Consider the following 14,010-nt stretch of genomic DNA (forward strand, 5'->3'; position numbering starts at 1 on the left):
AATGCGCGCGGGGCGAATCGCGCGTCGGACGAAATAGAACCGCGCTCAACCATTTCCAGGTGACGTCCGCCCCAATACACCGGGAACACGAAGCGGCGGCACCCCCGCACAGGGTGCCGCCGCTTCCACAAGCTCCGGGGCCGCCGTCGGTCCGGCGAGGGTCGTACGGTCCGACGGCCGCCCGGGAGCCGGTCCGTCACCGCCGCGTCAGCGGCTGTCGCTCCCCTTGTCCGACGGCATCACGGCCGCCGCCCGGCCCGCCTCCAGGCGGGCCACGGGGATGCGGAACGGCGAGCAGGAGACGTAGTCCAGCCCCACCTCGTGGAAGAAGTGCACCGACTCCGGGTCGCCGCCGTGCTCGCCGCAGACCCCGAGCTTGAGGTCGGGACGGGTCGCGCGGCCGGCCTCGGCGGCGCTGCGCACGAGCGCGCCGACACCGTCCCGGTCGATCGTCTCGAACGGCGACACCCCGAAGATGCCCTTCTCCAGGTACGCGGTGAAGAACGACGCCTCCACGTCGTCACGGGAGAAGCCCCACACGGTCTGGGTCAGGTCGTTCGTCCCGAAGGAGAAGAACTGCGCGGCCTCGGCGATCTGGCCGGCGGTCAGCGCGGCCCGCGGGAGCTCGATCATCGTGCCGATGGTCAGCTTCAGCTCCGTGCCGGTGGCGGCCTCGACCTCGGCGATGACCAGGTCCGCCTCGTCCCTCACGATCTCCAGCTCCTGGACCGTGCCCACGAGCGGGATCATGATCTCGGGACGCGGGTCGCCCTTGGCCTTCTTGCGCTGCGCCGCCGCCTCCGCGATGGCCCGGACCTGCATCGCGAAGAGCCCGGGGATCACCAGCCCGAGGCGCACCCCGCGCAGGCCCAGCATGGGATTCTGCTCGTGCAGCTTGTGCACGGCCTGGAGGAGGCGCAGGTCGTTCTCGTTGGCGTCCTTGCGGGACTCGGCGAGGGCGACCCTTACCGACAGCTCCGTGATGTCGGGCAGGAACTCGTGCAGCGGCGGGTCCAGCAGCCGTACGGTGACGGGCAGCCCGTCCATCGACTCGAACAGCTCGATGAAGTCGGCCTTCTGGAGCGGCAGCAGCTCGGCGAGCGCGGTCTCACGCTCGGCGTCGGTGTCGGCGAGGATCAGCTTCTCGACCAACTCGCGGCGCTCACCGAGGAACATGTGCTCTGTGCGGCACAGGCCGATGCCCTGCGCTCCGAAGCGGCGCGCCCGCAGGGCGTCCTCGGCGTTGTCCGCGTTGGCCCGTACGCGCAGCCTGCGTACCCGGTCCGCGTACGCCATGATCCGGTGCACGGCGGCCACGAGCTCGTCGGCGTCGTCGGCGCCCGCGTGCATCCGGCCCTCGAAGTACTCGACGACCGGCGACGGGACGACGGGGACCTCACCGAGGTACACCTTGCCGGTGGAACCGTCGACCGAGACGGTGTCGCCCTCCTCGATCACCCGGCCGCCCACCGTCATCCGGCGGAGCTTGGTGTCGACCTCCAGGTCCTCGGCTCCGCAGACACACGTCTTGCCCATGCCCCGGGCCACGACCGCCGCGTGCGAGGTCTTGCCGCCGCGCGAGGTGAGGATGCCCTCGGCGGCGATCATGCCGTCGAGGTCGTCGGGGTTGGTCTCGCGGCGGATGAGGATGACCTTCTCGCCGGAGCGGGACCACTTGATCGCGGTGTACGAGTCGAAGACGGCCTTGCCGACCGCCGCGCCCGGGGAGGCGGCGATGCCGCGGCCCAGCAGCTCGGTCCTGGCCGTCTCGTCGAAGCGGGGGAACATCAGCTGCGCGAGCTGCGCCCCGTTGACGCGCTGGAGCGCCTCGGCCTCGTCGATGAGGCCCTGGTCGACGAGTTGGGTGGCGATCCGGAAGGCGGCACCCGCGGTGCGCTTGCCGACCCGGGTCTGGAGCATCCACAGCTGGCCGCGCTCGATGGTGAACTCGATGTCGCAGAGATCCTTGTAGTGGGTCTCCAGCGTCTCCATGATCTTCATGAGCTGGTCGTACGACTTCTTGTCGATCGACTCCAGATCGGCGAGCGGCACGGTGTTGCGGATGCCGGCGACGACGTCCTCGCCCTGCGCGTTCTGGAGGTAGTCGCCGTAGACGCCCTGGTGGCCGCTGGCCGGATCACGGGTGAAGGCCACGCCTGTACCGGAGTCGGGGCCGAGGTTGCCGAAGACCATCGAGCAGACGTTGACGGCCGTGCCGAGGTCGCCGGGGATGCGCTCCTGGCGGCGGTAGAGCTTGGCGCGGTCGGTGTTCCACGAGTCGAAGACCGCGTTTATGGCCAGGTCCATCTGCTCCCGCGCGTCCTGCGGGAAGTCGCGGCCGGCCTCCTGCCTGACGATCTTCTTGAAGTGCTTGACCAGCTTCTTCAGGTCGTCGGCGCCGAGGTCGGTGTCGACGGTGACCTTCTTGGCGTGCTTGGCGGCCTCCAGGGCCTCCTCGAACAGCTCGCCGTCGACCCCGAGGACCGTCTTGCCGAACATCTGGATGAGGCGGCGGTAGGAGTCCCACGCGAAGCGCTCCTCGCCGGCCTGGGTGGCGAGACCGATGACGGACTCGTCGGAGAGGCCGATGTTGAGGACGGTGTCCATCATGCCGGGCATCGAGAACTTGGCGCCGGAGCGGACGGAGACCAGCAGCGGGTCGTCGGCCTGCCCGAGCTTCTTGCCCATCTTCCGCTCAAGGGCGTCCAGGTGGGCGCTGACCTCCTCGCGCAGCGCGGTCGGTGCCTCGCCGCTGTCGAGGTAGACCTTGCACGCCTCGGTGGTGATGGTGAAGCCGGGAGGAACGGGCAGCCCGAGATTGGTCATCTCGGCGAGGTTGGCACCCTTGCCGCCCAGGAGGTCTTTGAGATCCCTGTTGCCCTCGGTGAAGTCGTAGACGAACTTCTGGCGATCTTTGTTTTCCGACACGGGTCTCGACTCCTCGACGACGCGGGTGGCTGCCCTGACGGCGAGGAACATACCCAGATCGAAGGTGTCTGGGTACGTCCACTTGCGCGTCATGGGCCTCAACCACCCGTCCGCCAGCAGATCCAAAGTCATGCGGCATCAGGAGGGGCAGGAGGAGTTCGTTCACCTCCTGAACGCATATGTACGCCCCGTGATCAGAACGAGTCGAGGGCCGAACACTGCGTGACAGAAGCGTCGATCGATCAAAGTAAACGCGCCTGGCACCCAGTGCCATCATTTGAGAAATACATCGTGAACCCTCTCGCTCATGTGAGCAACACTCACCTCAGAGGTGGTGAGAATCACGCCCTCGATCGCGCTCAGATGTCGCCATCTGGACGCCAGATGGGCGCCACACCTTTACTCACCGGCGAGGTGAAGGGAGCAGAGCGTGAGGACGGCAGCGAATGTCCGCCCCGCCGTCGCGAAACCGTCGCTCAGATGAGCAGCACAGGATGGGGCACTGGGTGCCCGCTCACAGAAGCGGTTCAACCGCCCGACGTGTCCTGCTCCGCGTCCGCGTCCACTCCGGCACAGTCGTAGGGGTCCTTCAGCCAGCCGTCCGGGAGCACCACCCGGTTGTTGCCCGAGGTCCGCCCGCGCGGGCCGTCCGCCCCCTCCGGCCACGGCTGGTCGAGGTCCAGCTCGTGCAGCTGCCCGGCGAGCTCCTCCAGCGAGGAGGTGACGGCGAGCTTCCTGCGCATCTCGGAGCCCACCGCGAAGCCCTTGAGGTACCAGGCCACGTGCTTGCGGAAGTCGATCACCCCGCGGGTCTCGTCGCCGATCCACTCACCCAGCAGCGTCGCGTGCCGCACCATCACGCCGGCGACCTCCCGCAGGCCGGGCGTCCGGCGCGTCCCGCTGCCCTCGAAGGCGCTCACGAGGTCCCCGAAGAGCCAGGGGCGGCCCAGGCAGCCCCGGCCGACCACCACGCCGTCACAGCCGGTCTCACGCATCATCCGCAGCGCGTCGTCCGCGCACCAGATGTCGCCGTTACCGAGGACGGGGATCTCCGGGACGTGCTCCTTGAGACGGGCGATGGCGTCCCAGTCGGCCGTGCCGCCGTAGTGCTGGGCCGCGGTCCTGCCGTGCAGGGCGACGGCCGTCACGCCCTCCTCGACGGCGATCCTGCCCGCGTCCAGGAACGTGATGTGGTCGTCGTCGATGCCCTTGCGCATCTTGATGGTGACCGGGAGGTCACCGGCGTGGGTGACGGCCTGGCGGAGGATGGCGCGCAGCAGGGGCCGCTTGTACGGGAGCGCGGAGCCGCCGCCCTTGCGGGTCACCTTGGGGACCGGGCAGCCGAAGTTCAGGTCGATGTGGTCGGCGAGGTCCTCGTCGACGATCATGCGGACCGCTTTGCCGACGGTGACCGGGTCCACTCCGTACAGCTGGATGGAGCGCGGGGTCTCGCTCGCGTCGAAGTGGATGAGCTGCATGGTCTTCTCGTTGCGCTCGACCAGCGCCCGCGTCGTGATCATCTCGCTGACGAACAGCCCCTTGCCCCCGGAGAACTCCCGGCACAGGGTGCGGAAGGGGGCGTTGGTGATGCCGGCCATGGGGGCGAGCACCACGGGCGGCCGCACGGTGTGCGGGCCGATCCGGAGCAGCGGGGGCGCGGGAGCGAGCGTGGTCATTCCCCCATTGTCGCGTACCGCTGAAGTGCCCCCGGGCGGCCGGGGCCAGCAGGCAGGTCCGCGCACACGGGTGCGGGCCCGGAATCACACGAGGTGATCCGGGCCCGCGGTCGTACGGGTGGGGCGAAGGCGTCAGTTCCCGGCCGGGGCGTCCTGGGCCGGAGCGTCATCCGTGGAGGTGGCGGAGGACTGGGCGCGCTCACGCATCCTGCGCACCAGCTCCTGCTTCTGCTCCTCGGCGCTCTGGCGGTCGGCGTTGCGCGAGGGGCCTGCGGTCTGCTTTTCGGCGCGGGTCAGCTTCTTGCGCTGTCCGCCCACACCGAGGAGGTTGTTACGGCTCTTTGCCACGGGGTTCTCCCATTCGTGGTGAGAAATGAGGTCTGAGGTGATCGGCGATCGATCCGATGGGCGGCGGGTCGTGAGTCCCGCCGCGCTCTCACTCGTAGATCTGGAAGAACGAAGACATGCCCGAAACGGTACCCCGGCCCCGCCGGGCCGGGCACCCACTTTTCAGGCGGTCGGGTCCACGGTCGCCTGATGGGCCTCCGCGAGGTGCTCCTGCGCCTTCAGCCACGGAAGGAACTGCGCGCTCCTGCGCCAGCCGCAGGTCCCGCAGCTCAGCTGGCGCTGGAGCCCCGACCTGCTGACGTGGACGATGTGCTCACGGCCGTGGCCGTCCCATCTGCTGACCTTGCTCGTGGTCATGGACGGCATCCTGGCCTCCTGTGGACGGGTGCGCCCAGTCTGCAACGAAGCCCCCGGTCCCGTACGGGGAACCAGGGGCTTCGCGCGTTGTACGGCATGCCGTACGAAGGTCAGCAGCCGAGCAGCCTGGCACCCAGGTACGCCTGGATCTGGTCCAGGGAGACGCGCTCCTGCTTCATGGTGTCGCGCTCGCGCACGGTCACCGCGTCGTCGTCGAGGGTGTCGAAGTCGACGGTGACGCAGAACGGCGTGCCGATCTCGTCCTGGCGGCGGTAGCGGCGGCCGATGGCACCCGCGTCGTCGAACTCGATGTTCCAGTTCTGCCGCAGGTCCGCAGCGAGTCCCTTGGCCTTCGGGGACAGCTGGGGGTTGCGGGACAGCGGCAGCACCGCGACCTTGACCGGCGCCAGGCGCGGGTCGAGACGCATCACGGTGCGCTTCTCCATGACGCCCTTGGCGTTGGGGGCCTCGTCCTCGATGTACGCGTCGAGCATGAAGGCGAGCATCGCGCGGTTGACACCGGCCGCCGGCTCGATGACGTACGGAGTCCAGCGCTCGCCGGCCTCCTGGTCGAAGTACATCAGGTCCTGGCCCGACGCCTTGGAGTGCGCCTTGAGGTCGAAGTCGGTGCGGTTGGCGACGCCTTCGAGCTCGGAGAACTCGTTGCCGCCGAAGTTGAAGCGGTACTCGATGTCGGCGGTGCGCTTCGAGTAGTGCGACAGCTTCTCCTTGGGGTGGTCGAACCAGCGCATGTTCTCCTCGCGCAGGCCGAGACCCGTGTACCAGGCCCAGCGCTGGTCCATCCAGTACTGCTGCCACTCCTCGTCCTCGCCCGGCTTGACGAAGAACTCCATCTCCATCTGCTCGAACTCGCGGGTGCGGAAGATGAAGTTGCCCGGAGTGATCTCGTTCCGGAAGGACTTGCCGATCTGCGCGATGCCGAACGGCGGCTTCTTGCGCGAAGTCTGGAGCACCTGGGCGAAGTTGGTGAAGATGCCCTGGGCGGTCTCGGGACGCAGGTACGCGGCGGAACCGGCGTCCTGGGTCGGGCCGAGGTGGGTCTGCAGCATGCCGGAGAACTGCTTGGGCTCGGTGAACTGGCCCTTGTTGCCGCAGTTCGGGCAGTTGATGTCGGCGAGGCCGTTGGCGGGCTGGCGGCCGTGCTTGGCCTCGTAGCCCTCCTCCAGGTGGTCCGCGCGGTAGCGCTTGTGGCAGGAGGTGCACTCGGTCAGCGGGTCCGAGAAGGTCGCCAGGTGACCGGACGCCTCCCAGACCTCGGAGGCCAGGATCACCGACGAGTCGAGACCGACGATGTCCTCGCGCGCGGTGACCATGGAGCGCCACCACTGACGCTTGATGTTCTCCTTGAGTTCGACACCCAGCGGCCCGTAGTCCCAGGCGGCCTTGGAGCCACCGTAGATCTCACTGCAGGGGTAGACGAAGCCACGGCGCTTGCTCAGGCTGACGATGGTGTCGATCTTGTCGGCGGCCACGGTGCTCTCTTCATTGCGACGGCGAAATTGGACAGGAGCGGCGCTGAGCGCCTCAGTGGGGGGTGGTGATCGCGAGACGGCGGGGGCGAATGGCTCAGATTACCGGCGGGCGCACCCCCTGGATCAAATCGGCGGGAGAGCCGGGCGTCCGCGCCCCGGTGTTATGGACGTCTCATCCGTCTTGTTGACAATCGTTTCCACAATTGTTGAAAATGACTGTCATGAACGTACGTCGCCTGATACCCACCGCCGCCGTCGCAGGAGCAGTCGTCCTCGGCCTCACCGGCCTCTCCGCCTGCTCCTCGTCCGACGCCGCCGACCGCGAGAACGGCGACAAGCTGAACGTGGTCACCTCCTTCTACCCGATGCAGTTCCTGGCCGAGGAGATAGGCGGGGACCACGTCTCCGTCGAGAGCCTCACCCGGCCGGGCGTCGAGCCGCACGACCTGGAGCTCACCCCCGGCAGATCGGCGGTCTCGGGGAGGCGGACTACATCCTCTACCTCAAGGGCATCCAGCCCGCCGTCGACGACGCCGTCACCCAGGCCGGGGTGGAGAACACCGTCGACGCCGCGACGCTCACCACGCTGGAGAAGCACGGCAGCGAGGTCGGCCACGAGGAGGAGCACCCCGAGGAGGAGCACGCCGAGGAGGAGCACCCCGGGGAGAAGCACGCCGGAGAGAAGCACGCCGAGGAGGAGCACGCCGCGCAGGAGGGCGACGAGCACGCGCACGAGGGCGAGGGCGGCACCGACCCCCACATCTGGCTGGACCCCGTGAAGTACGCCGAGGTCGCCAAGGGTGTCGGCAAGTCCCTGGAGAAGGCCGACCCGGACCACGCCGCGGACTACGCCAGGAACACGGACGCCCTGGTCGGCAAGTTGGGCGCGCTGGACACGGCCTTCGAGACGGGCCTGAAGGACACGGCGACCAAGACGTTCATCACCACGCACTCCGCCTTCGGATACCTCGCCGAGCGCTACGGCCTGGTCCAGGAGGGCATCGCCGGCATCGACCCCGAGGCCGAGCCCAGCCCGGCCCGCCTCCAGGAGATCCACACCGTCGCGAAGGAGAACAAGGCCACCACCGTGTTCTTCGAGACGCTCACCAGCGACAGGACCGCGAAGACCGTCGCCGAGGACACCGGTCTGAAGACGGATGTCCTGGACCCGCTGGAGGGAATCACCGAGCGGTCCAAGGGCGCTGACTACATCAAGGTGATGGAGTCCAACCTCACCGCGCTCCAGAAGGCCCTCGGAGCCAAGTGACCGACGTCACACCCGTACCGTCCTCAGCAGCACCGGAGGCGCTCATGCCGCAGCACACCACCACCGACCCCGTGATCCGCCTGCGCGGCGCCACGGCCGCGCTCGGCGGGCGCCCTGTGCTGCGGGGGGTCGACCTCGCCGTACACCGCGGTGAGGTCGTCGCCCTCCTCGGCGCCAACGGCTCGGGCAAGTCCACGGCCGTGCGCTCCGCCATCGGGCAGGTCCCGCTGACCTCGGGCACCGTCGAACTCTTCGGCACCGAGCTGCGCCGCTTCCGCCAGTGGGCCCGCATCGGCTACGTCCCGCAGCGCACGACCGCGGCCGGCGGCGTCCCCGCCACGGTCCGCGAGGTCGTCGCGTCGGGGCGCCTGTCCCGTACGAAGCTGAGGCTGCCCCGCAAGGCGGACCGGGAGGCCGTCAGCCGGGCCATCGAGCTCGTCGGCCTGACCGACAGGGCCAGGGACTCCGTGAGCGCGCTCTCGGGCGGTCAGCACCAGCGGGTGCTGATCGCGCGGGCGCTCGCAGCCGAACCCGAGCTGCTGATCATGGACGAGCCGATGGCGGGCGTCGACCTGGCCAGCCAGGAGGTCCTGGCCCACACGCTGCGCGAGCAGGTCGCCGTCGGCGCGTCCGTCCTGCTCGTCCTGCACGAGCTCGGTCCGCTGGAGCCGCTGATCGACCGTGCGATCGTGCTGCGCGACGGCTGCGTGACGCACGACGGCCCGCCTCCCGAGGCGCTGGGACAGCACGCGCTGCCCGGCCACGACCACGTACACCCCCACGCGGCTTCCGAGCCCGTACGGACCGGACTGCTGAGCTGATCACGATGGAATTCCTCGAACCCGCCTTCATGCAGCGCGCCCTGATCGCCGCCGTGCTCGTCGGCATCACCGCCCCGGCCATCGGCATCTTCCTGGTGCAGCGCCGCCAGGCCCTGATGGGCGACGGCATCGGGCACATCGCGATGACCGGTGTCGGCCTCGGCTTCCTGCTCTCCACCAGCCCCGTGTGGATGGCCACGGCCGTCGCCGTCGCGGGCGCGGTCGCCATGGAACTGATCCGCTGGTACGGGCACACCCGCGGCGACATCGCGCTGGCCATGCTCTTCTACGGCGGTATGGCGGGCGGTGTCCTGCTGATCAACATCTCCGACACCGGCTCCAACGCCAACCTCACGTCGTACCTCTTCGGCTCGCTGTCCACGGTCTCCGAGGAGGACGTCACCGCGATCTGCGTACTGGCCGCCTTCGTGGTGCTGGTGACGATCGGCCTGCGGCGGCAGTTGTTCGCGGTCAGCCAGGACGAGGAGTTCGCCCGGGTCACCGGGCTCCCGGTGCGCGTGCTGAACCTCCTGATCGCGGTGACGGCGGCCGTCACCGTCACGGTCGCGATGCGGGTCGTCGGCCTGCTGCTCGTCAGCGCGCTCATGGTGGTGCCGGTGGCGGCGGCGCAGCAGATCTCCAAGTCCTTCAAGGTGACCTTCGTCCTGTCGGTGGTCATCGGCACGGCGGTCACACTGGCCGGCACCGTGACGTCGTACTACCGGGACGTCCCGCCCGGCGCGACGATCGTGCTCCTGGCCATCGCCGCGTTCGTCGTGCTCACCGCGCTCGCCGCGCCCCTGGCACGCCGCCGGGCCCGGACCGCCGAGGCGGACCGGGCGTGCTCCCTCGACCCGGGCAGCGCCGTACCGCCCGGCCCCCGGGAGCCGGGCGACGTCCGGGTGTGACCGTGACCCCGGGGCGGGCTGGCACAATGGCCCGACACACGTACGGGCGACACGAGGAGGCAGCTGTGACCGCGCCGATCAGTGGCACCAACGCGGCGCCGGTACGCGGCCGGTCGACCCGGCAGCGGGCGGCGGTGGCGGCGGCGCTCGACGAGGTCGCCGAGTTCCGCAGCGCCCAGGAACTGCACGACGTGCTCAAGCACCGCGGCGACTCGGTCGGGCTGACCACCGTCTACCGCACCCTGCAGTCCCTCGCGGACGCGGGCGAGGTCGACGTGCTGCGCACCACCGAGGGCGAGGCGGTCTACCGCCGGTGCTCGACGGGCGACCACCACCACCACCTGGTCTGCCGGATGTGCGGCAAGGCGGTCGAGGTCGAGGGCCCCGCCGTGGAGCAGTGGGCGGAGACGATCGCCGCCCAGCACGGCTACGTGAACGTGGCCCACACCGTGGAGATCTTCGGCACCTGCGTGGAGTGCGCGGCCACCGCCGAGAGCTGACCCGGTGCGGGAACCCGCCGCGCTCCCGTACCGCGCGCGTACGCGGACGGGAGCGCGGCGGCGGGCTCAGACGGCCGGGCCCTCGGCGGTACCCGCCTCCACCGCACCGCCGAAGCGGCGGTCGCGCTGGGCGTACTCCATGCAGGCACGCCACAGGTCCCGGCGGTCGAAGTCGGGCCACAGGACGTCCTGGAACACCATCTCCGCGTACGCGCTCTGCCAGATCAGGTAGTTCGAGGTGCGCTGCTCACCGCTGGGACGTACGAAGAGGTCCACGTCCGGCATGTCCGGGTAGTAGATGTACTTCGCGAACGTCTTCTCGTTGACCTTCGCGGGGTCGAGCTTCCCGGCCGCGACGTCCTGCGCGATGCGCTGCGCGGCATCGGCGATCTCGGCCCGGCCGCCGTAGTTGACGCAGAAGTACAGCGTCATCCTGTCGTTGTCCTTTGTCTGCTCCTGGGCGACCTGGAGCTCCTGCACGACGGACTTCCACAGCTTCGGCATCCGTCCCACCCAGCGGATGCGGATGCCCAGCTCGTCCATCTCGTCGCGGCGGCGGCGGATGACGTCCCGGTTGAAGTTCATCAGGAACTTCACCTCGTCCGGCGAGCGCTTCCAGTTCTCCGTGGAGAAGGCGTACAGCGAGAGGTTCTTGACGCCCATCTCGATGCAGCCCTTGAGGACGTCCATGACGACGCTCTCGCCGACCTTGTGGCCCTCGGTGCGCGGGAGTCCCCGCTCCTTGGCCCAGCGGCCGTTGCCGTCCATCACGACGGCGACGTGCCTGGGCACCAGCTCCGCGGGGAGCTTCGGGGGGTGGCTCCGGAGGGGTGCGGCTCGGGGACTTGTAGGTGCGCCGGTTACGGCCGCCGAGGATTCCGCGTACTTCCATGAGCTTCTCTCGTCTCCCTGTGTCACTTCTCTACGTACCGCAGCGAGCGCAGTCCCCGCTCCAGGTGCCAGTGCAGATAGGCGGACACCAGTCCGCTCCCCTCCCTGACATGACGCGCCTCGCACGCGTCCGCCGTCTCCCAGTCGCCGGTGAGCAGCGCGCTCAGCAGGGTGACGGCCTCAGCAGAGGGTACGACGCTGCCGGGCACCCGGCAGTCGCCGCATATGACGCCGCCCGCGGCGACGGAGAAGAACCGGTTCGGACCGGACATCCCACACTTCGCGCAGTCCTCGAAGCTCGGTGCGTAGCCGTTCACGGCGAGGGACCGCAGCAGGAACGCGTCGAGGATGAGGTTGGGCGCGTGCTCGGCGCGGGAGAGGGTGCGCAGGCCGCCGACGAGCAGCAGGTACTGCTGGACCGCGGGCTCGCCCTCGTGGTCGGTGAACCGTTCGGCGGTCTCCAGCATGGCCGTGCCCGCGGTGTAGCGGGCGTAGTCGGCGACGATGCCGCCGCCGTACGGCGCGATCGTCTCGCTCTGGGTGCACAGGGGAAGGCCGCGGCCGACCAGTTCACTGCCGCGGGCGAAGAACTGCACGTCCACGTGGGAGAAGGGTTCGAGCCTGGCCCCGAACTTGGACTTGGTGCGCCGGACGCCGCGTGCGACGGCACGCACCCGCCCGTGGCCGCGGGTCAGGATCGTGATGATCCGGTCGGCCTCGCCCAGTTTCTGCGTACGCAGCACGACGCCGTCGTCCCGGAACAAGCTCATGCGTCCATTGTCGCCCACCGGGGTCCCGGCCGGCCGCGGTCACCGCTCCGTGACGCTTTCGGTGCCCGCGGCCGGTACGACGAGCCCGGACTCGTACGCCACGATGACCAGCTGGGCACGGTCCCGGGCGGCCAGTTTGCCCATGATCCGGCTGACGTGGGTCTTGGCGGTGAGCGGGCTGAGGGAGAGGGTTTCCGCGATCTCGGTGTTGTTCAGGCCCCGGGCGACGAGACCGAGCACCTGGCGCTCCCTGTCCGTGAGGCAGTCCGGACCGGCCACGGCGCCCGGGGCGGGCGCGGTGGGGGCGCTCAGCACCCGGGCGATCAGCCGGGCCGTGGGGCCGGGCGAGAGGAGGGCCTCACCCGCGGCCACCGTGGTGATGGCCGCGAGGAGTTCGGCCGGTCTGGTGTCCTTGACCAGGAAGCCGGAAGCGCCCGCGCGCAGCGCCTCGACGACGTGTTCGTCGGTGTCGTACGTCGTGAGGACGAGCACCTTCACCCCGGCGAGGTCCTCGTCGGCGGCGATACGGCGGGTGGCCTCGATGCCGTCGAGGTCGGGCATCCGGATGTCCATGACGACGAGGTCGGCCCGTGCGCTGCGGGCCAGCTCCACCGCCTCCAGGCCGTTGCCCGCCTGGCCGACGACCGTCATGCCCGGGTCCGACTCGACGAGCATCGCGAAGGCGGCCCGGACGAGCGTCTGGTCGTCGGCGAGCAGGACCCGGATCACAGCGCCGCCCGCCGGACCGGCACGCCGCCGGCCGGCGCCGCCGCGGGCGTCCGCGCCCGCGCCGCCGGGCGCTCCCGGGCCGGGGCGGGCGCGCTCTCCGGGAGCGGCAGCACCGCCGTCACCTCGAAGCCGCCGCCGGGGCGCGGCCCGACGCTCAGCGTGCCGCCGGTGCTGCGGGCCCGCTCCCGCATCCCCACGATGCCGAACCCCGTGCCCACAGCGCCCTCCTGGCAGCCCAGGCCGTCGTCGGTGACCCTGACCCGCAGCGCGGCGCCGCCGGACTCCGGGCCCACGGTCACCGTGATCCGCACGCCGGGTCCCGCGTGCCGTACCGCGTTGGTCAGGGACTCCTGCACGATCCGGTAGGCGGCGGCGCCGGTCGCCGGGGCGAGCCGGCCCGGCGGGGTCCGTACCGAGAGGTCCACCCGCGCCCCGGCCGCCTCGGCCGCCCGCACGAGACCGGGCAGCGCGGCGAGGTCGGGCAGCGGCCCCTCGCCCTCCCCGGAACCGGCGCGCAGCACCCGCAGGGTGGTACGCAGTTCGGCGCGGGCCTCGCGGCAGGTCTCGGCGATGTCGTCGAGGGACCTGGCGACCGCCTCCCGGTCCAGCCGGTCGGGGTCGACGGTCAGGATGTGCGAGGCCACCGAGGTCTGCACGCCGATCACGGTGATGCTGTGGGCCAGCAGGTCGTGCAGATCGCGGGCGATCCGCAGCCGCTCCTCGGCCACCCGGCGCGCGGCCTCCTCCTCGCGGGTGCGTTCCGCCCGTTCGGCGCGCTCGGCCATCGAGGCGACGCACTGCCGGTAGAAGCGGACGTCGACGCCGCAGAACAGCACGGCGATGATCCAGCCCGAGATCCGCAGGAGTTCGAGGCCCTGGTGGGTGTCGATGGTGCTGACCACCGTCACCATCCCGCCGAGCACGACCGCGCCGGTCAGGATGGTGCGCAGCGGTCTGCCGGTCACCGCGACCGTGTAGAGCGCGATGAGGGTCTGCGGCATCGGCGCCCCGTGGGCGTTGTCGAGCAGGTGGTAGGTCATGAGGACCGGAACCATCGCGGACAGCACCAGGACCGGGCTCGTGCGCCGCCACACCAGCAGCAGGGCACTGGCCGCCAGCAGGACCCAGCCGAGCGCGTCGGGGCTCCGCCCGTCGTCGGTCACGAGGGCGAGTACGAAGGACAGCGCACCGGCGCCCCCGGCGATGAGGGCGTCGGTGCGCTGTTTGTGCGGGGCGTCCATGGGGTCGCGGTTGACGACGGCCAGAAGGCGCGCGCCGCGGCGCGTGGTTCGGGGTGCGGACACGCTGCCATCCTCCGGCAT

At 70.2% G+C, this 14,010-nt stretch carries 11 protein-coding genes and 2 pseudogenes; 4 read left to right on the top strand and 9 right to left on the bottom strand.

Annotated elements, in window-relative coordinates:
* Positions 1-207: 207 nt before the first annotated feature.
* From ppdK to Sfulv_RS08945, 5 genes are all read right to left on the bottom strand, one after another.
* Positions 208-2,928: a pyruvate, phosphate dikinase gene (gene ppdK, locus Sfulv_RS08925; protein WP_173317704.1), complete on the bottom strand. Its 2,721-nt coding sequence runs from the start codon at positions 2,926-2,928 to the stop codon at positions 208-210.
* Between the two features lie 527 nt (positions 2,929-3,455).
* Positions 3,456-4,604 (bottom strand): tRNA dihydrouridine synthase DusB, encoded by a 1,149-nt coding sequence (dusB, locus tag Sfulv_RS08930; RefSeq protein ID WP_173313193.1) that lies wholly within the window; start codon positions 4,602-4,604, stop codon positions 3,456-3,458.
* A 132-nt stretch (positions 4,605-4,736) separates the two neighbouring features.
* Entirely contained in the window at positions 4,737-4,952 is a 216-nt protein-coding gene (locus tag Sfulv_RS08935; protein ID WP_173313194.1) for a DUF6243 family protein, read from the bottom strand.
* Positions 4,953-5,114: 162 nt separating this feature from the next.
* Positions 5,115-5,318: a hypothetical protein gene (locus tag Sfulv_RS08940; RefSeq protein ID WP_173313195.1), complete on the bottom strand. Its 204-nt coding sequence runs from the start codon at positions 5,316-5,318 to the stop codon at positions 5,115-5,117.
* 101 nt (positions 5,319-5,419) lie between these two features.
* Positions 5,420-6,802: a glycine--tRNA ligase gene (locus Sfulv_RS08945; RefSeq protein ID WP_173313196.1), complete on the bottom strand. Its 1,383-nt coding sequence runs from the start codon at positions 6,800-6,802 to the stop codon at positions 5,420-5,422.
* A gap of 221 nt (positions 6,803-7,023) precedes the next feature.
* Between Sfulv_RS08945 and Sfulv_RS08950 the strand changes: the two are divergent.
* The 4 genes and pseudogenes from Sfulv_RS08950 (at position 7,024) to Sfulv_RS08965 (ending at position 10,298) form a co-directional block, all read left to right on the top strand.
* A pseudogene (locus Sfulv_RS08950) lies at positions 7,024-8,069 on the top strand (metal ABC transporter substrate-binding protein).
* Positions 8,070-8,113: 44 nt separating this feature from the next.
* Positions 8,114-8,890 (top strand): metal ABC transporter ATP-binding protein, encoded by a 777-nt coding sequence (locus Sfulv_RS08955; protein WP_173313197.1) that lies wholly within the window; start codon positions 8,114-8,116, stop codon positions 8,888-8,890.
* 5 nt (positions 8,891-8,895) lie between these two features.
* Positions 8,896-9,798 (top strand): metal ABC transporter permease, encoded by a 903-nt coding sequence (locus Sfulv_RS08960; protein ID WP_173313198.1) that lies wholly within the window; start codon positions 8,896-8,898, stop codon positions 9,796-9,798.
* 65 nt (positions 9,799-9,863) lie between these two features.
* Positions 9,864-10,298 carry a Fur family transcriptional regulator gene (locus Sfulv_RS08965; RefSeq protein WP_256668846.1) on the top strand — a complete coding sequence of 145 codons (435 nt, stop codon included), beginning with the start codon at positions 9,864-9,866 and terminating at the stop codon, positions 10,296-10,298.
* A gap of 66 nt (positions 10,299-10,364) precedes the next feature.
* On the opposite strand, the pseudogene Sfulv_RS08970 reads toward Sfulv_RS08965, so the two are convergent.
* The 4 genes and pseudogenes from Sfulv_RS08970 to Sfulv_RS08985 all read right to left on the bottom strand — a co-directional run bounded on the left by Sfulv_RS08970 (position 10,365) and on the right by Sfulv_RS08985 (position 14,010).
* Positions 10,365-11,190: pseudogene (locus Sfulv_RS08970) on the bottom strand (isoprenyl transferase).
* A 22-nt stretch (positions 11,191-11,212) separates the two neighbouring features.
* Complete coding sequence (gene recO / locus Sfulv_RS08975; protein WP_173313199.1) at positions 11,213-11,959, bottom strand: DNA repair protein RecO; 747 nt, start codon at positions 11,957-11,959, stop codon at positions 11,213-11,215.
* Positions 11,960-11,998: 39 nt separating this feature from the next.
* Positions 11,999-12,688: a response regulator gene (locus Sfulv_RS08980; RefSeq protein WP_173313200.1), complete on the bottom strand. Its 690-nt coding sequence runs from the start codon at positions 12,686-12,688 to the stop codon at positions 11,999-12,001.
* Complete coding sequence (locus Sfulv_RS08985; protein ID WP_371874650.1) at positions 12,685-14,010, bottom strand: sensor histidine kinase; 1,326 nt, start codon at positions 14,008-14,010, stop codon at positions 12,685-12,687. Before Sfulv_RS08985 ends, Sfulv_RS08980 begins: the two co-directional genes overlap by 4 nt.

The organism is Streptomyces fulvorobeus (genome assembly GCF_013167895.1).
Classification (GTDB): domain Bacteria; phylum Actinomycetota; class Actinomycetes; order Streptomycetales; family Streptomycetaceae; genus Streptomyces; species Streptomyces fulvorobeus.